The 15,855-nt window shown below is 65.0% G+C and carries 17 protein-coding genes; 7 read left to right on the top strand and 10 right to left on the bottom strand.

Going from position 1 to position 15,855, the window contains the following annotated elements; translation table 11 throughout:
• Positions 1-147 precede the first annotated feature (147 nt).
• Complete coding sequence (gene lysA, locus QBK88_RS11880) at positions 148-1,374, bottom strand: diaminopimelate decarboxylase (RefSeq protein WP_277962181.1); 1,227 nt, start codon at positions 1,372-1,374, stop codon at positions 148-150.
• A gap of 122 nt (positions 1,375-1,496) precedes the next feature.
• On the opposite strand from lysA, the gene QBK88_RS11885 reads away from it, so the two are divergent.
• The gene (locus QBK88_RS11885) at positions 1,497-2,420 is read left to right on the top strand and encodes a LysR family transcriptional regulator (protein ID WP_277962182.1); all 924 of its coding nucleotides are present in this window, start codon (positions 1,497-1,499) and stop codon (positions 2,418-2,420) included.
• A gap of 24 nt (positions 2,421-2,444) precedes the next feature.
• Here QBK88_RS11885 and QBK88_RS11890 read toward each other — a convergent pair whose 3' ends face one another.
• Together QBK88_RS11890 and QBK88_RS11895 are read right to left on the bottom strand one after the other, a co-directional pair.
• Positions 2,445-3,140 carry a GntR family transcriptional regulator gene (locus QBK88_RS11890; protein WP_268149907.1) on the bottom strand — a complete coding sequence of 232 codons (696 nt, stop codon included), beginning with the start codon at positions 3,138-3,140 and terminating at the stop codon, positions 2,445-2,447.
• A gap of 121 nt (positions 3,141-3,261) precedes the next feature.
• A complete protein-coding gene (locus QBK88_RS11895; protein ID WP_277962183.1) occupies positions 3,262-4,083 on the bottom strand; it encodes an aldo/keto reductase in 822 nt (273 codons plus the stop codon).
• 75 nt (positions 4,084-4,158) lie between these two features.
• Between QBK88_RS11895 and QBK88_RS11900 the strand changes: the two genes are divergently transcribed.
• Positions 4,159-5,298 (top strand): phospholipase effector Tle1 domain-containing protein, encoded by a 1,140-nt coding sequence (locus tag QBK88_RS11900; protein ID WP_277962184.1) that lies wholly within the window; start codon positions 4,159-4,161, stop codon positions 5,296-5,298.
• Positions 5,299-5,317: 19 nt separating this feature from the next.
• Here QBK88_RS11900 and QBK88_RS11905 read toward each other — a convergent pair whose 3' ends face one another.
• Positions 5,318-6,202, bottom strand: coding sequence for a LysR family transcriptional regulator (locus QBK88_RS11905; protein WP_268149912.1), 885 nt, complete (start codon positions 6,200-6,202; stop codon positions 5,318-5,320).
• 275 nt (positions 6,203-6,477) lie between these two features.
• Here QBK88_RS11905 and QBK88_RS11910 point away from each other — a divergent pair, with 275 nt between their 5' ends.
• From QBK88_RS11910 to QBK88_RS11920, 3 genes are all read left to right on the top strand, one after another.
• On the top strand, positions 6,478-7,176 hold the full coding sequence (locus tag QBK88_RS11910) for a CoA transferase subunit A (protein ID WP_268149914.1): 699 nt from the start codon (positions 6,478-6,480) through the stop codon (positions 7,174-7,176).
• Between the two features lie 35 nt (positions 7,177-7,211).
• Complete coding sequence (locus QBK88_RS11915) at positions 7,212-7,868, top strand: CoA transferase subunit B (RefSeq protein WP_268149916.1); 657 nt, start codon at positions 7,212-7,214, stop codon at positions 7,866-7,868.
• A gap of 63 nt (positions 7,869-7,931) precedes the next feature.
• Entirely contained in the window at positions 7,932-9,350 is a 1,419-nt protein-coding gene (locus QBK88_RS11920; protein WP_277962185.1) for a TIGR00366 family protein, read from the top strand.
• On the opposite strand, the gene QBK88_RS11925 is transcribed toward QBK88_RS11920, so the two are convergent.
• Together QBK88_RS11925 and QBK88_RS11930 are read right to left on the bottom strand one after the other, a co-directional pair.
• A complete protein-coding gene (locus tag QBK88_RS11925; protein WP_277962186.1) occupies positions 9,351-9,680 on the bottom strand; it encodes an antibiotic biosynthesis monooxygenase family protein in 330 nt (109 codons plus the stop codon). It lies immediately after the preceding gene.
• Positions 9,681-9,682: 2 nt separating this feature from the next.
• Entirely contained in the window at positions 9,683-10,390 is a 708-nt protein-coding gene (locus tag QBK88_RS11930; protein ID WP_277962187.1) for a CTP synthase C-terminal region-related (seleno)protein, read from the bottom strand.
• Positions 10,391-10,492: 102 nt separating this feature from the next.
• On the opposite strand from QBK88_RS11930, the gene QBK88_RS11935 reads away from it, so the two are divergent.
• Positions 10,493-11,365 carry a LysR family transcriptional regulator gene (locus QBK88_RS11935; protein ID WP_277962188.1) on the top strand — a complete coding sequence of 291 codons (873 nt, stop codon included), beginning with the start codon at positions 10,493-10,495 and terminating at the stop codon, positions 11,363-11,365.
• A gap of 43 nt (positions 11,366-11,408) precedes the next feature.
• Here the strand turns inward: QBK88_RS11935 and QBK88_RS11940 are convergent, their stop codons facing one another.
• Together QBK88_RS11940 and QBK88_RS11945 are read right to left on the bottom strand one after the other, a co-directional pair.
• On the bottom strand, positions 11,409-12,041 hold the full coding sequence (locus QBK88_RS11940) for a glutathione S-transferase (RefSeq protein WP_277962189.1): 633 nt from the start codon (positions 12,039-12,041) through the stop codon (positions 11,409-11,411).
• A 60-nt stretch (positions 12,042-12,101) separates the two neighbouring features.
• Complete coding sequence (locus QBK88_RS11945) at positions 12,102-12,416, bottom strand: hypothetical protein (protein ID WP_277962190.1); 315 nt, start codon at positions 12,414-12,416, stop codon at positions 12,102-12,104.
• Between the two features lie 265 nt (positions 12,417-12,681).
• On the opposite strand from QBK88_RS11945, the gene ilvA reads away from it, so the two are divergent.
• The gene (gene ilvA / locus QBK88_RS11950) at positions 12,682-13,695 is read left to right on the top strand and encodes a threonine ammonia-lyase, biosynthetic (protein WP_445764924.1); all 1,014 of its coding nucleotides are present in this window, start codon (positions 12,682-12,684) and stop codon (positions 13,693-13,695) included.
• A gap of 66 nt (positions 13,696-13,761) precedes the next feature.
• Here ilvA and QBK88_RS11955 read toward each other — a convergent pair whose 3' ends face one another.
• Complete coding sequence (locus QBK88_RS11955) at positions 13,762-15,114, bottom strand: GntP family permease (protein WP_277962191.1); 1,353 nt, start codon at positions 15,112-15,114, stop codon at positions 13,762-13,764.
• A gap of 74 nt (positions 15,115-15,188) precedes the next feature.
• Positions 15,189-15,728: a gluconokinase gene (locus tag QBK88_RS11960; RefSeq protein WP_268149932.1), complete on the bottom strand. Its 540-nt coding sequence runs from the start codon at positions 15,726-15,728 to the stop codon at positions 15,189-15,191.
• Between the last annotated feature and the right edge of the window lie 127 nt (positions 15,729-15,855).

Below are 15,855 nucleotides of genomic sequence, written 5' to 3' on the forward strand. Positions count from 1 at the left end.
CGCGTGGGGTTTGCGCGGAACAATAGGTGCACGGGGGTATGACTGAAGTTTCATGTTGGCGCCTTCCCGAGCTTCGCCCGGTCCCTCAGGCGGAGCGCCTAGCTCTGTGGGACCGGGCGAAGCTCGGGAAGCAGGCGATGCGGTCTATCAGGCGTCCAGCTCCAGGGCAAACAGCTCGGCCAGGGTCTGGCGACGACGAATCACCTTCACCTGCTCGCCATCGAGCAACACCTCGGGGATCAACGGCCGGCTGTTGTAGTTCGACGACATCGATGCACCATAGGCGCCGGTGGTATGGATCACCAGCAGGTCGCCCACTTCGGCGCGCGGCAAGGGGCGCGGGGCGACCAGGCCGCCTTCGTGCTGGGTGAAGACGTCACCGGACTCGCACAACGGCCCGGCCACGACGCTCGGTCGCAGCTCGCCGCCTCGCGGCTGGCCATCGCGGTCCAGCAGGGTGAAGCCGTGATAGCTGCCGTACATGGACGGGCGCATCAGGTCGTTGAAGCCGGCGTCCACCAGCACGAAATGCTGGCTGCCCATGTCTTTCACCGCGCGCACTTCAGTGACCAGCGTGCCGGCCTCGGCGACCAGGAAACGCCCCGGTTCGATCTCCAGGCGCACCGGGTGGCCCAGGTGCGCTTGCACACGCTCGCGCGCCGCGTTCCAGATGGCTGCGTAGCGCTCGGTGTCCACCGGTTGCTGGTCCGCCTTGTAGGGCACCGACAAACCGCCACCCGCGGAGATCGCCTCCAGGTCATGGCCCATGTCGATCACCGCGTCGGCCATGGCCGTGCATACTTCTTCAAGGTGCGCGTAGTCCACGCCCGAGCCGATGTGCATGTGCAGGCCCACCAGTTGCAGGTCGTACTGGCGCACTACCGCCAGAGCTTCGCCCAATTGGCTGTGCCAGATGCCATGCTTGCTGTTTTCACCGCCCGTGTTGGTTTTCTGGCTGTGGCCGTGGCCGAAGCCCGGGTTCAGGCGAATCCATACGCGGTGGCCGGGGTGCTGCTGGCCCAATTGGCGCAGCATGTCGATGGAGCCGCAGTTGACCTCAACGTCCAGCTCGATGATGCGCGCCAGGGTAGGGCGGTCCAGCAGGTCGCAGGTGAACACCACGCCAGCGGGCTCGCCTTGCGGGCTGAAACCGGCCAGTAATGCCCGTTCGATCTCGCCCAGCGACACCGCGTCCACCTGCACGCCCTGCTCGCGCATCAGTGTGAGGATGTGCACGTTGGAGCACGCCTTCTGGGCGAAGCGAATCACATCAAAGCCCTGGAGCTGGCTGATGCGCTGGCGGATCATCGCCGCGTCGTAAGTCCAGAACGGTGTGGCGAGTTGCTCAACGAGAGGCAGGTAGCGATCGAACATGGTCGTGGGCCGTGAAGGGGACAGGGGCCCATCATGGCGATTTCGTAGCATTCAGGAAAATATCTGTTTTTTCTCCTGCTATTCAGTTCTGATATGGGTGTTCGGTTCAATAGAGGTTTGTCATGGACATTTCCCTGCGCCACATCGAAGTGTTCCGCGCCGTCATGAACGCCGGCAGCGTCACCGGTGCGGCGCAACTGCTGTTCAGTTCCCAGCCGACGGTGAGCCGCGAGCTGGCGCGTCTGGAAAGCCTGCTGGGCATGGCCCTGTTCGTGCGTGAGCGTGGGCGCCTGACGCCCACGGCCCAGGGGCTGATGCTGTTCGAGGAAGTGCAGCGTGCCTACGTTGGGCTGGAGCAGATCGCCAGCGTCGCTGAATCGATCCGTCGCTTCGATCAAGGCCAGTTGAACATCACCTGCCTGCCCATGTTCGCTCAGGTCCTTCTGCCCGCGGCGTGCCAGGCCTTCAGCCGCGACTACCCGGGCGTGGCCGTAAGCATCACTGCCCAGGAATCGCCAGCGCTGGAAGAGTCACTGAGCGGCCAGCGTTTCGACCTGGGCCTGATTGAGAGCCGTCACCCGCCACGGGGCACGCGCGGGTTCGAGCTGTTCTGCGCCGACATGGTGGCAGTGCTGCCCACGGCGCATCCGCTGGCGGCCAAGGCTCGGCTGGAGCTGAGCGATTTCGACGGCCAGGCGTTCATTCACCTGTCGGGCCTGGACCTGTACCGCAAGATGCTCGACGAACAGTTTCGCCGCGCCGGGGTGCAGCGCCATGGGGTGGTCGAGACCAGCACGGCGGCCTCGGTGTGCGCCATGGTCCGCCAGGGGCTGGGGGTAGCCATCGTCAACCCGCTCACCGCCCTGGACGAATCGGCCCGCGGGCTGGTGCTGCGGCCGCTGGCCGTTGCCGCGCCGTTCAGCGTCAGCCTGATCCAGCCGCAGTACCGCCCACCGTCAGTGCTGGTGGAGGCCTTCACCGAGCGGTTGAAGGGTGAAGCGCAAAGGTTGCGGCAGGTGTTGAGCGTGGGCACAGAGGGCCACTGACCCGTGGCTGGCCACTGCCGGGCGTTACAGATCCGCCAGGGCTTCGCGCAGGTTGATGTCCGGCGCACTCTGCTCGGTCAGGTCCAACTGGCTTTCCAGGTCCACCAGGTGGTGAAACATGGCCTGCACGGCATGCTCGCTATCGCCGGTGTGCAGGGCGTCGAGGATGGCCTGGTGGTCGTCGCAGCGGCAGGATGGGGTGTCCAGGCGCTGGTACAGGGAAACGATCAGCGAACTGCGCACGATCAGATTGCCGAGAATTTCACGCAGCAAACGATTGCCACACAGGTCAGCCAGCATCAGGTGGAATTCGCTGCGCACCCGCACGGTTTCACGCCGGTCGCCGCTGGCCGAGGCCTGGCGTTCGGCGGCCATCTGCTCGGCCAGGCTGTCGGCGTGGGCGACCAGGGCGTCGGGGGTGATGGCTTCGACCACGGCTCGCTCGATGGCGCGCCGGGCGGCGAACACTTCGCGGGCCTCCTGGGCCGTGGGCTGCGAGACAATGGCGCCGCGGTTGGTCTCGATGGTGATGATGTGCTGCATGGCCAAGCGTTGCAGGGCGACCTGCACATGGTTGCGGTTGGCCTGCAGGGTTTCGACGATCTGTGCTTCTACCAGCCGCGTGCCAGGGCGCAGGCGCTGCTGGGCGATGGCGCGCGACAGGACGTCGACGATGCGGTTGACTTCCAGCTGTTTGGCGGTGACGGTGACGGAGCCCATATTTCCTCGAACGGTGTGCCCATGCAGATCCGGAGTGTGGATGCAGTGGGGGCGCATTATCCGTCAGCGGGGCGGCCTTTGAAAAGGTCGCCGGCGCCCCGCCGTCAGGGAAGTGGACCGATTAAACCATTGCAAGATGCTGCTTGCGCCGAGGGGGCGGGCAGGCCTGGTCTATGCGTTGGAGGTCGTCGCTATCCAGTCGCAGGGCTGCGGCGGCTGCATTCAGGCGCACATGCAGGGGGTCGACGGCCTTGGGGATGGCAATCACGCCGTCCTGGCGCACCGCCCAGGCCAGGCATACCTGGGCGGGCGTCACCTCGTGCTTGTCGGCAATCGAGCGCAGGTTCGGGTGGCCCAGCAGTTTGCCACCCTGGGCGATGGGGCAGTAGGCCATGGTCGGCAGCCCGTGGTCGCGGCTCCAGGGCAGCAGGTCGAACTCGATGCCCCGCGCCTGCGGGTTGTACAGCACCTGGTTGGTGGCGCAGCGAGGGTCGTCCAGTTCTTCGAGGTCGTCGACATCGAAGTTGGACACGCCCCAGCGGCCGATCTTGCCTTGTTCGCGCAGCCGCTCGAAGGCGTCCACCGTTTCGGCCAGCGGGTACTGGCCGCGCCAGTGCAGCAGGTACAAATCGATGTGGTCGGTGCCCATGCGCTTGAGGCTACGTTCACAGGCCGCAGCCACGCCGCTGCGGCTGGCGTTGTGGGGGTACACCTTGCTGACCAGGAACACCTGATCGCGGCGCGCTGTCAGCGCTTCGCCCACGACTTCCTCGGCGCCGCCGTCACCGTACATTTCGGCGGTGTCGACCAGGTTCATGCCCAGTTCGATACCCAACTGCAAGGCAGCGACTTCCTGGTGCCTGGCGTGGCGGTCTTCGCCCATGCGCCAGGTGCCCTGGCCGATGAGGGAAACGGATGCTTCTGCAAGTGGATGATGGCGCATAGCTACTCCATTGAAAGGGGATGGCTTATAGTCTGGCCAGCGCATGGGGCGCATCGTTCAATTTCAGGAGAAGGCATGGGCCGACACCTCGTGGTATGCCTGGACGGCACCAACAACCGCTTCAGCCTTCAACCCACGAATATTATCCGCCTGGTGCGCTGCGTGTCTGCCGACCCGGCGCAGGTCATGTCTTACTACGACCAGGGCGTGGGCACCTTCGGAGTACGCGAAACCCTGTTCGAATGGCAGAAACTGCCCTCGCGCTTGTGCGGGCTGGCTTTTGGCTGGGGCCTGAAGCGCACGGTAGAGGGGGCCTACCGCTTTCTGGCAGAGCATTGGCAGGAGGGCGACCGTATTTCGCTGTTCGGCTTTTCCCGTGGGGCCTACGCGGTCCGGGCCCTGGCGGCCTTGGTCGATGCCGTGGGCCTGGTGGCCGGGCACGAGGCGCATCTGTTCGACTATGCCTGGGCCATGCTGCAGGCGCGCAACGGCAACGGTCAGCCTGCGTTCAAGCTGCAGGACGAGTTCAAGGAGACCTTCGGTCGCCCGGTGCGGATTCATCTGCTGGGGTTGTTCGACACGGTCAAGTCCGTGGGCTGGATCTACGATCCGCTGGTGCTGCCCTATACGGCCAGCAATGCCGTGGTCGACCATGTGCGCCATGCCCTGTCGATCGATGAGCGCCGCTGCTTCTTTCGGCCCAATTTATGGCAGAAGCGCGACAACCAGGCGACGGATGTACGCCAGGTGTGGTTCGCCGGGGTACACAGCGACGTCGGCGGTGGCTACCCACCGGACCAGGCCGGCCCCGCCTTGCTGGCCTTGCGCTGGATGCTGGGGGAGGCGCGGGCCCTGGGCCTGCCCTTGGATGAGGACGGCTGTGCCCGCGAGTTGCAGCTGCTGGAAGCCGGCGGGCCGGGGCAGTTGCACGACTCCATGACCTGGCGCTGGAAACTGGCCGAATGGCTGCCGCGCCGGGCGTGGAGTTTCAGCCTGCACAAACGGGTGTTCGCCATCGGTAGCATGCCGCCGTTTGGCCAGCCGCAGCCGCGCTACATTGCCGAGAAGGCCCTGGTGCATCGCTCGGTGGTGCAACGGGTCGACAGCGGTGACTACCACCCGGTGAACCTGCCGCGCGTGTTCGGAGTGGTCGACGACCAGACCTTGCAGCAGCCCAGTGCTGCGACGGCAGCCGGCTTGCCAGCGAGCGTGTGAAGCGCTGATTTGATGCCAATCACCCACTGCAGGACGCGACCAGCACCTCCTGCAGCGCCTGCGCCGCGGCGGACAACTTGTGGTCCGCCAGGCGCATCAGGCCGATGCGCCGTTCTACCCGCGGCTCATCCAGGGCCACGCAGCAGGCCCCCAGTTCCTGCATCTGGGCGATGCACAACGACGGCACCGCGCTGACCCCCAGGCCACTGGCGACCATGCGCCCGACGGTGCTCAACTGGTGGCTTTCAAACGCGACGGACAATTTGCCATGGGCCGCGGCCAGGTCCTGCTCCAGCATCAAGCGCACGGCGGACGGCCGTTGCAGGGTGACGAAGTCTTCGCGCAACAGCTCTTTCCAGGTGATCTGCTGGCGCTGGGCCAGGGGCGAGTCCGCCGGTACCACGGCGACGAAGCGGTCCAGGTAGAACGGCGTGAATACCAGCCCCTGAGTGGAAGCCGGCTCGAAACCGATGCCCAGCTCGACCCGTCGGTGGCGGACCATTTCCAGCACCTGCTCGTTGATCACGTCATGCACTGCCACGTTGACCCTGGGGTGGCGGTCTCGAAAGCGTCTCAACGCAGGCGGCAGCCGGTTGCCGGCGAACGAGGGCATGGCGGCGATGGCGACCTTGCCGGTCTGCAGGGTGAAGTGCTGGCGCAGCAGCTCTTCGGCATTGTCCCAGTCGGCCAGCAGTTGCCGGGCCAGGGGCAATAACGTTTCGCCCTCGGGGGTCAGGGCCACGCTACGCGTCGTGCGCGTCAGCAGCGGGCCGCCCAGGTCTTCCTCCAGTGCCTTGATGGTCAGGCTCAAGGCCGGTTGCGATAGGTGCAGGCGCTCGCCGGCCTGGGCGAAGCTGAGGGTCTGGGCCACGGCCAGAAAGGCACGCAGGTGTTTGATGTTCATTGTTTTGCAAATCCAATCAATCCATCAGAAAAACAAAATTAACAAATTACTGCCGTGGCGAGAAGATGAACCCTGCACGCGTTGGCAGCTAAGCTGCCTAGGGGCTGTGTGAAATGTATTCCAGCGAAGGCCAGGCAAGGCGAAAACAGGCGAGGAAGCGGAGTTTACGTGTTGTAAATGAGCATTCCGAGCCTGTTTTCAACGCAGCATGGGCGAGTTGGGATGCATTTCGTACAGAGCCTGAAGCCCTACAACGACAAGAAAGGCGGATCGACATGGCTGGACTCGACAAGCGAGTGGCAACCTACGAAGAGGCCCTGGCAGGCCTGACCGACAACATGACGGTGCTGTCCGGCGGCTTTGGGCTGTGCGGCATCCCGGAAAACCTCATTGCTCACATCAAGCGCATGGGCGTGCGCGGCCTGACCGTGGTGTCCAACAACTGCGGGGTCGATGGTTTTGGCCTGGGTGTGCTGCTGGAAGACCGGCAGATCCGCAAGATGATCGCCTCCTACGTGGGTGAGAACGCCCTGTTCGAACGCCAACTGCTGGACGGCGAACTGGAAGTGGACCTCACCCCCCAAGGCACCCTGGCCGAGAAGATGCGTGCCGGTGGCGCCGGCATCCCGGCCTTCTACACGGCCACCGGCTACGGCACGCCAGTGGCTGAAGGCAAGGAAGTGCGCGAGTTCAACGGCCGCAAGTACATCCTCGAAGAAGCCATCACTGGTGACTTCGCCATCGTCAAGGGCTGGAAGGCCGACCATTTCGGCAATGTCATCTACCGCCACACGGCGCAGAACTTCAACCCGCTGGCCGCCGCGGCCGGCAAAATCACGGTGGTGGAGGTGGAAGAGATCGTCGAGCCGGGCCAACTGCCCCCCAGCCAGATCCACACCCCCGGTATCTACGTGGACCGGGTAATCCTGGGCACTTTCGAGAAACGCATCGAAAAACGCACCGTCAAGGCCTGACGCCTGGCCCCACAGAACAACAAGAGGTCTTGTACATGGCACTTACCCGCGAACAGATGGCCCAGCGCGTGGCCCGCGAACTCAAGGATGGCTACTACGTGAACCTGGGCATCGGCATCCCGACCCTGGTGGCCAACTATGTACCCGAGGGCATCGACGTGATGCTGCAATCGGAAAACGGCCTGCTGGGCATGGGCGAGTTTCCCACCGAGCAGACCCTCGACGCCGACATGATCAATGCCGGCAAACAGACGGTGACCGCCCGCGCCGGGGCGTCGATTTTCGACTCTGCGCAGTCGTTCGCCATGATCCGCGGTGGCCACGTGGACCTCACGGTGCTGGGCGCTTTCGAGGTGGACGTGCAGGGCAATATCGCTTCGTGGATGATCCCCGGCAAGCTGGTCAAGGGCATGGGCGGTGCCATGGACCTGGTGGCCGGTGCCGACAATATCATCGTCACCATGACCCACGCCTCCAAGGACGGCGAGTCCAAGCTGCTCCCCCAGTGCAGCCTGCCGCTGACCGGTGCGGGGTGCATTCGCAAGGTGCTGACCGACCTTGCGTACCTGGAGATCGAGGACGGTGCCTTCATCCTGCGTGAGCGGGCGCCGGGCATCAGCGTGGAAGAAATCATCGCCAAGACGGCGGGCAAGCTGATCGTGCCGGATGATGTGATCGAAATGCAGTTCTGATTGCCGGAACACACCCGGTCCCTCAGGGGAAGACGCCAATAACAATAAAAATTGGGAAATATCATGGCTGTAGACATTGAAGAGGGCCGCTACGCCCGGTTCGCCCTGCGTTGCTCCAGCTGGGCCGAACGCTGGTTCCCCGACGCCTGGGTGTTCGCCGCCGTCGCGGTGGTGGCGGTGGCCCTGGCGGCCCTGGCCGTCGGCGCCAAGCCCACCGACACCGCTACCGCCTTCGGCGATGGCTTCTGGAGCCTGATCCCGTTCACCATGCAGATGGCCTTCGTGGTCATCGGCGGCTATGTGGTCGCCAGTTCGCCACCGGCCGTGAAACTCATCGACCGCCTGGCGCGCCTGCCGGGCAACGGCCGCTCGGCGGTGGCCTGGGTGGCGTTGATCTCCATGCTGGCTTCGCTGCTCAACTGGGGCCTGTCCCTGGTGTTCGGTGGTTTGCTGGTGCGCGCGCTGGCCCGACGCACTGACCTGAAAATGGACTACCGCGCCGCCGGTGCCGCAGCCTACCTGGGCCTGGGCGCGGTATGGGCGCTGGGGCTATCGTCGTCCGCAGCGCAGTTACAGGCCAACCCCGGTAGCCTGCCGCCCTCCATTCTGGCGATTACCGGCATCATCCCGTTTACCCAGACCATTTTCCTCTGGCAGTCCGGGGTGCTGTTGGCCGCCTTGGTTCTGGTGTCGCTGGTGATCGCCTACGCCACCGCGCCCGGCCCGGGCAGCGCCCGCGATGCCCAGGCGTGCGGCGTCGACCCCAGCTTCAGCGCGCCGCCCCCTGCCAGCCGCAGCCGCCCCGGCGAATGGCTGGAACACAGCCCGTTGCTGACCGTGCTGCTGGTGCTGCTGGCTGCCGGCTGGCTGTACCATGAATTCGCCACCAAGCCGGTGCTCACCGCTATTTCCGGGCTCAACACCTACAATTTCCTGTTCATCATGCTCGGCGCCCTGTTGCACTGGCGCCCGCGCAGCTTCCTCGATGCCGTGGCCCGCGCAGTGCCGACCACCACCGGGGTGCTGATCCAGTTCCCGTTGTACGGTTCCATCGCGGCGATCCTGACAACGGTCAAGGGCAGTGATGGCCAAGCCTTGGCCCACCATATCTCGACCTTTTTCGTGCAGATCGCCTCCCACGACACCTACGCGCTGCTGATGGGCGTGTACTCCGCCGTGCTGGGCTTTTTCATCCCGTCGGGGGGCGGCAAGTGGATCATCGAGGCGCCGTATGTGATGCAGGTGGCCAACGACCTCAAGTACCACCTGGGCTGGGCCGTGCAGATCTACAACGCCGCCGAGGCGCTGCCCAACCTGATCAACCCGTTCTACATGCTGCCGCTGCTGGGCGTGCTGGGGCTCAAGGCCCGGGACCTGATCGGCTTCAGCTTCGTGCAGTTGCTGGTGCATGTGCCCCTGGTGTTGGTGCTGTTGTGGGCGCTGGGCACCACGTTGCAGTACGTGCCGCCACTCGTGCCGTGATCAGGCCGGGGCAGTGAAACCATAGGCCCGCTGTACCTGGGCCACGCGGGTGATGCACTGCCGGTACCATTGCCCTCGTCCCTTGGCGCGGGCATCGGTGTGCTCGGCATGGTGTTTCCAGGCCAGGATCGCCGCCTCGCTGGCCCAGTACGACACGGTAATGCCCAGGCCGTCCTCGCCACGGGCCGATTCCACGCCCAGGAGCCCGGGTTGCTCGGCCGCCAGGCCGACCATGCGCTCGGCCACCTCACCGTAGCCGTCGTCGATCTCGGTGCGGGTCGAGGTAAAGATCACGGCGAAGTAAGGCGGCTGCGGTGTCTTCGCGAACATCCTCAAACCCTCCGCTGTGCAGCGTGCAACAGCGCGGTCAACACAGGCGGCACGCGGCCTTCCAGCGCCGCGCGCTCGGGTTGGAACAGGGTGGCGACGAAGAACGGGTGGCCCTCCAGTTGCACGGCGCGTACTTCGCCGTTTGCGTCGTGGGCACAGGGGCGCAGCGGCCCGGCCAGCAGCGCTTCGGCGAACGCGGGGTTGAGCCCGTAGTTGCAGTGGTAGCCTTCCTCGATGACCAATTCCTCATAGGCCTGGGCGATCAGCGTGCCCGGTTGCAGGTGCAGGGTGCCGCGTACCTCTACCAGTGAACAGCTCAGCGGGCTGATAATCGCCCGCGCCGCTTGCGGGGTGCTTTCGCCGTGCTCGGCGTCGGCCCAGCCTAGCGCGTTGCGGGCGTACTCCAGCAACGCGTGCTGGAAGCCCGCGCAGGTACCCAGAAATGGAATGCGCTGCTCTCGGGCATGGCGGATGGCGGCCAGTGCGCCCTCCAGGCTGCGATAAGGGCTGCCTGGCATGCACCAGAAGGCATCGAACGGCTGCGCCAGGGTAGCGGCGCTGATCTGGTCAGTCGCCAGGCAACGGGCCTCCACACTCAGCCCCAGGGCCCTGGCCGCCAAGGGCAGGGCGGCCTGGATGGCACGGTGGGCAGTGATGGACGCATCGAAATCGCCGACCAGGGCGATGTGCAGCGGGCGCGTGGGTGACATGGGCTGTGTTCCTTCAGTGAGCCTTGCCGGGTGGCTGGGGGCTACTATAGGCTGGCGCCAGCGCAATCAATATTGGCATCTCGGCAAAGTATCCGTGCATTCATGCAATATCGAATCAATCATCACGACCTGACATTGATCCTGGCGCTGGTACGGGCGCGCGCCCTCGCGCGGGCGGCTGAATTGCTGAAGGTGGACGTGTCCACGGTGTTTCGCTCGATTCGACGCCTGGAGTCCGCCCTGGGGCAGGCCTTGTTCGAAAAGAGCCGTGCCGGTTACTTGCCCACGGCCCTGGCAGTGAGCCTGGCTGCGCAGGCGGAACAGGCTGAACAGGCGTTGCAGGTGGCCCAGGTGAGCGTCGAGCAGGGCGGCGAAGTGGTGAGCGGCACTGTGCGCCTGACCTGTACCGACGCCGTGCTGCAGCACTTGCTGCTACCGGCGCTGGCGACGTTCATGCCGCGCTACCCGGCACTGGCGCTGGAACTGGCCACCAGCAATGATTTTGCCAACCTGACCCGGCGGGACGCCGACCTGGCCCTGCGCCTGACCCAGGCGCCGCCCGAGCACCTGGTGGGCTGCCGGCTGGGGGCGGTGCCTTATCGGGTGTGTGCCAACCAGGGGTATCTTGATACCTGCGGCACGGCTGACCTGGCGCAGATGAGCTGGATCGCGGCGGATGACTTTATACCCGACCACCCGGGAGTGGCCTGGCGGCGCGAGCACTTGCCGGGGGTGACGCCGATGTACCGGGCCAGCTCGATGCTGGCCGTGGCACAACTGGTGCGCGCGGGCCTGGGCGTGGCGGTGTTGCCGACGTTCCTGATGCAGGGGCTTGCACCGTTGGGCGAGCCGCTGGCGGGGCACGACAGCGCACTGTGGTTGCTGACCCGCCCGGATTGCCGGGCTCTGCGCTCCGTGGTGACGTTGTTCAACGAACTGCGTTCGGCCATATCCCTGGCAGGCCATGGTCGATGACCTGCCTGTTGCGGGAGCGGGCTTGTGCGCCTGGTCCCCGGCTTCATGGCATGCCATTGGCCCCATACAGCACAAAGCCCTCACGGCCCTGAAGCCGCTGATAGTAGGCTTCCACGGCTGGTAACCGGGCATGCTCGATGGGCGTCATCTTCCAGCGGTTCACCGAGAGCCCCAGTACCACATCGGCCAAGGTGAACGCGGCGCCGGTGACATACGCCCCGGTGTGCGCCAACTGCCCCTCCAGAATGCCCATCATGCGGTTCCACTGCGCTGCACCGGCCGCCAGATTCGCCGCCTCCTGGTAAGCCGGGTCCTGACGTATCAGCGCGGTGAACGGGTAACGCCACGCCGGGTTGAGTTCCGTGGCCTGCCAGTCCATCCACTGCTCCACCAGCGCGCGGGCGCGGGCATCACTGGGCAGCAGGCCCTGGTCGCCGTGCTTGGCGGCCAGGTAGCGGCAAATGGTATTGGACTCCCACAGTGGCCCGCGCTCGTCCACCAGTACGGGCACCTGGGCGTTGGGGTTCAGGCGCAGGTAGTCATCAGTGTGGGTCGAGGCGAAGCCGTTGCCGTAGTCCTCGCGAATGAACCCGACACCCAGTTCGTGCAGCGTCCACAATACCTTGCGCACGTTGATCGAAGTGTCGCGCCCCAGTAGGCGAACGGGCATGTCCATGGTGCAATCCTGTGCGGGCCGATAGGAACTGCTGAATCTACCCTGCCGGCCCGGGGTTCGTCACGGTTTGCTGGTGGTGCTCGAAGGGCTGTCGGGCTTGGTGTTGCTGTTGCCCATGGAGCTGCCTTCGGGGTTGCCGCCTTGCACCGGCTTGATCGGCTGGCTGCCCGCGGGCATGTCCGGGCCGGCGGAGCCGTCGGTGTTGCCATTCTGCATGCGCGTGCCGGTGCCACTGGGCACGCCGATTTCCGCAGGCGTGGTGCCGATAGCGCCATTGGGGTTGGCAGGGTTGGTGGGCCCGGTGCTGTCGTCGGCGAAGGCGCCGGCGCTGAGCAGGGTGGTCAGGGCCAGGGCGGCCCAACGGGAAGTATTCATGAACAGTCTCCTTTCCATGATCGCTACAGGCATTGGGCTGCGCGCAGGATGGCAAGGTGCCCGCATGCCGACAGGCGGTTGACGGCGCGGTGCGGGCGGGGGTATGTTTCCCCCATGAACCTATCCCTGTTGCTGCCCGCCATGAGCATTATTATTACCGCCATTCCTCATTTGGCGGGCTAGCTGGCAGCTGCACCGAACCCGCCCTCGTGGCGGGTTTTTCTTGAAACGTCACCAGGGCTCCGACCAGAACGGAGACCGTACCGTGAGTGACACCGCCACCGCCCAGCTTGCCTGGTATGCCCGCAAGACCCTGGAAGCCAAGGTCTACGACCTGGCCATCGAAACGCCCCTGCAAGCAGCACCGGCATTGTCCGCGCGCCTGGGCAACCAGATCCTGCTCAAGCGCGAAGACCTGCAGCCCACTTACTCGTTCAAGATTCGCGGTGCCTGCAACAAGCTGGCGCAACTGACGGCCGCCGAGCGCGCGGCCGGGGTGGTGACCGCCTCGGCGGGCAACCATGCCCAGGGTGTGGCACTGGCGGCGCGCGAGCTGGGCATAAAGGCGGTCATCGTGATGCCTGAGACGACCCCGCAGTTGAAGGTGGACGGTGTGCTGTCCCGCGGTGGCCAGGTGGTGCTGCACGGCCCGGCGTTTCCCCAGGCCCTGGCCCACGCGCTGGAGCTGGCCAAGCAGGGCATGACCTTCGTGCCACCTTTCGACGACCCGGACGTGATCGCCGGCCAAGGCACCGTGGCCATGGAAATTCTGCGGCAACAGCCTGATGGCCTGGACGCCATCTTCGTGCCGGTGGGCGGCGGAGGTTTGATCGCCGGCATCGCCGCCTACGTCAAATACCTGCGCCCGCACATCCGCGTCATCGGTGTCGAGTCCGAGGGCTCCAACTGCCTGCAGGCGGCGCTGGCGGCGGGGGAGAGGGTGGTGCTGGGCCAGGTCGATACCTTCGCCGACGGCGTGGCGGTGGCGCAGATCGGCGCGCACTGCTTCGACATCTGCCGGTTGTGGGTAGATGAGGTGATTACCGTGAGCAACGACGAGCTGGGGGCGGCGATCAAGGATATCTACGACGACACGCGCTCCATCACCGAGCCGTCGGGGGCATTGGCGGTGGCTGGCATCAAGCGCTACGTGGCGACGCGGGGTGTGCGCGGGCAGACGCTGGTGGCCATCGATTCGGGGGCCAACGTCAATTTCGATCGTCTGGGGGACTTCGCCGAGCGGGCGGGGCGGTGCGGCAGGCAGGAAGCGGTGTGTTGACGGTTCCCGCGTATCGCCCGGTCTTGCAGCACCGGGCGATACGCGGATATCAAGCGGCTGGGCTGATCAGACGACCACCGACAGCAGCATGATAAAGACCAGCGCCACCACGGAGAGGATGGTTTCCATCATGCTCCAGGTCTTGAAGGTCTCGGCCACGGTCATGTTGAAGTACTGCTTCACCAGCCAGAAACCGGCGTCGTTGACGTGGGACAGGATCACCGAGCCTGCACCGGCGGCCAATACCAGCAGTTCGCGGTTGACGCCCGGGATCAGGTCGACGACCGGGGCGACGATGCCAGCGCCGGTAATGGTGGCCACGGTCGCGGAACCAGTGGCGATACGAATTACCGCAGCCACCAGCCAGGCCAGCAGAATCGGCGAGACGTGGGCCTGTACAGCCATTTGACCAATCACGTTGCCCACGCCGGTGTCCACCAGCATCTGCTTGAAGCCGCCACCGGCGCCTACGATCAGGATGATGGCGGCGGTCGGCGCCAGGCTCTGGTCCAGCAGCTTCATGATCTTGGCGCGGTCAAAGCCCCGGGCATAGCCGAAGGTGTAGAAGGCCAGCAGCAGGGCGGCCAGCAGCGCGGTGATCGGGTGGCCGATGAGGTCCATCCACTGGCGGAAGATGTGCTCGGCCGGCAGGAATACGTCGGCGAAGGTCTTGAGCAGCATCAGGAACACCGGCAGCAGCACGGTGATCAGGGTCACGCTGAAGCTGGGCAGGTTCTCGTGCTGCGATTCCTTGGCGATTTGGTCCATCAGTTCGGTGGACGGGTTGCCCGGCACGTACTTGGAAATGAAGCTGCCGAACAGCGGGCCGGCGATGATGGCGGTTGGCAGGCCAACGATCAGGCCGTAGAAAATGGTCTTGCCGATGTCAGCCTTGAAGATGCCGATGGCCAGTAGCGGGCCCGGGTGCGGTGGCACCAGGCCGTGCACTACCGACAGGCCGGCCAGCAGCGGAATACCGATCTTGACCAGCGACACGCCAGAGCGGCGGGCCACGATGAACACCAAGGGAATCAGCAGCACGAAGCCGATTTCGAAGAACAGCGGAATGCCCACCAGGAAGGCCGAGCACATCATGGCCCAGTGCACTTTCTGTTTGCCGAAGGCACGGATCAGGGTCTGCGCGATCTGGTCGGCACCACCGGAGTCAGCCATCAGCTTGCCGAGCATGGTGCCCAGGGCCAGCACGATACCGACGAAGCCCAGCACGCCGCCAAAGCCGTCCTGGAACGATTTCATCACCTTGGCCACGGGCATGCCCGAGGTCAGCCCGAGGAAGCCTGCGGCGATGGTCAGCGCCACGAACGGGTGAACCTTGAGCTTGGTGATCAGCAGCACGAGCCCGACGATGGTGATCAAGGCGTCGAGCAAAAGGAAGGTGTCAGTCGGTAGACCCAGCATCAGGGTATGCCTCTTCTTGTTGTGGTCGGAGCAATAATAGTTGAGGTAGCGCTGTCTTGTTCGGGGTCATGAAATCACGCCGAATGAGGCAACGAAGCGCCGTCCCGATTGTGCAGCCACGCATCCACCGTCTCCGCCAGTTCGGCGATCGGTTGGCTCGCGTCCAAAGGCAGGGTCAGCGGCTCGCCGACGGGGGATTCGAGGGTCGCGAACTGGCTGTCGATCAGGCTGGCAGGCATGAAATGATCGGGGCGATGGTTGACGCGGTCGGCGGCTTCCTCGCGAGACAGTTGCAGGAACACGAAGCCCAGGCCCGGCACGGCGGCGCGCAGTTTGTCGCGGTAGGCGCGCTTGAGGGCCGAGCAGGTCAGGATGGCGCGTTCGCCACTGGCCACGCACGCACTCATTTCCTCGCCCAGGCGGGTCAGCCAGCCGGCACGGTCTTCGTCGTCGAGGGGGATTCCGGCAGACATTTTCTTGATGTTGGCGGCAGGGTGGAACACGTCACCTTCAATGAGGCGACCTCCGCTACGCTGGCTGATAGCATTGCCGACGCTGCTCTTGCCGCAGCCCGCAACACCCATCACCACGATCGCGGAAAGAGGGAAAACCATCGGTATCTCCTGCAGGAACAGCGCGTGCAGAGGATCCTTGGAAAGGCTACCCCAGCGGCGACTGCGCCCTGATCTTATTGATATGTTTTGAGCAGCCTTTGCCCGGGGAGTTGCACTTGGTGAAATA

It is taken from the genome of Pseudomonas sp. RIT-To-2, from assembly GCF_029623465.1.
Lineage (GTDB): Bacteria > Pseudomonadota > Gammaproteobacteria > Pseudomonadales > Pseudomonadaceae > Aquipseudomonas > Aquipseudomonas silvicola.

Excerpts from the sequence above, each read along its gene's own strand:
- QBK88_RS11940 (WP_277962189.1), bottom strand. The coding sequence starts at position 12,041 with ATGGACATGCCCGTTCGCCTACTGGGGCGCGACACTTCGATCAACGTG.
- QBK88_RS11920 (WP_277962185.1), top strand. The coding sequence starts at position 7,932 with ATGGCTGTAGACATTGAAGAGGGCCGCTACGCCCGGTTCGCCCTGCGT.
- QBK88_RS11905 (WP_268149912.1), bottom strand. The coding sequence starts at position 6,202 with ATGAACATCAAACACCTGCGTGCCTTTCTGGCCGTGGCCCAGACCCTC.
- QBK88_RS11890 (WP_268149907.1), bottom strand. The coding sequence starts at position 3,140 with ATGGGCTCCGTCACCGTCACCGCCAAACAGCTGGAAGTCAACCGCATC.
- QBK88_RS11895 (WP_277962183.1), bottom strand. The coding sequence starts at position 4,083 with ATGCGCCATCATCCACTTGCAGAAGCATCCGTTTCCCTCATCGGCCAG.
- QBK88_RS11955 (WP_277962191.1), bottom strand. The coding sequence starts at position 15,114 with ATGCTGGGTCTACCGACTGACACCTTCCTTTTGCTCGACGCCTTGATC.
- QBK88_RS11925 (WP_277962186.1), bottom strand. The coding sequence starts at position 9,680 with ATGTTCGCGAAGACACCGCAGCCGCCTTACTTCGCCGTGATCTTTACC.
- QBK88_RS11945 (WP_277962190.1), bottom strand. The coding sequence starts at position 12,416 with ATGAATACTTCCCGTTGGGCCGCCCTGGCCCTGACCACCCTGCTCAGC.
- QBK88_RS11960 (WP_268149932.1), bottom strand. The coding sequence starts at position 15,728 with ATGGTTTTCCCTCTTTCCGCGATCGTGGTGATGGGTGTTGCGGGCTGC.
- QBK88_RS11930 (WP_277962187.1), bottom strand. The coding sequence starts at position 10,390 with ATGTCACCCACGCGCCCGCTGCACATCGCCCTGGTCGGCGATTTCGAT.
- QBK88_RS11915 (WP_268149916.1), top strand. The coding sequence starts at position 7,212 with ATGGCACTTACCCGCGAACAGATGGCCCAGCGCGTGGCCCGCGAACTC.
- QBK88_RS11885 (WP_277962182.1), top strand. The coding sequence starts at position 1,497 with ATGGACATTTCCCTGCGCCACATCGAAGTGTTCCGCGCCGTCATGAAC.
- QBK88_RS11900 (WP_277962184.1), top strand. The coding sequence starts at position 4,159 with ATGGGCCGACACCTCGTGGTATGCCTGGACGGCACCAACAACCGCTTC.
- QBK88_RS11935 (WP_277962188.1), top strand. The coding sequence starts at position 10,493 with ATGCAATATCGAATCAATCATCACGACCTGACATTGATCCTGGCGCTG.
- lysA (WP_277962181.1), bottom strand. The coding sequence starts at position 1,374 with ATGTTCGATCGCTACCTGCCTCTCGTTGAGCAACTCGCCACACCGTTC.
- QBK88_RS11910 (WP_268149914.1), top strand. The coding sequence starts at position 6,478 with ATGGCTGGACTCGACAAGCGAGTGGCAACCTACGAAGAGGCCCTGGCA.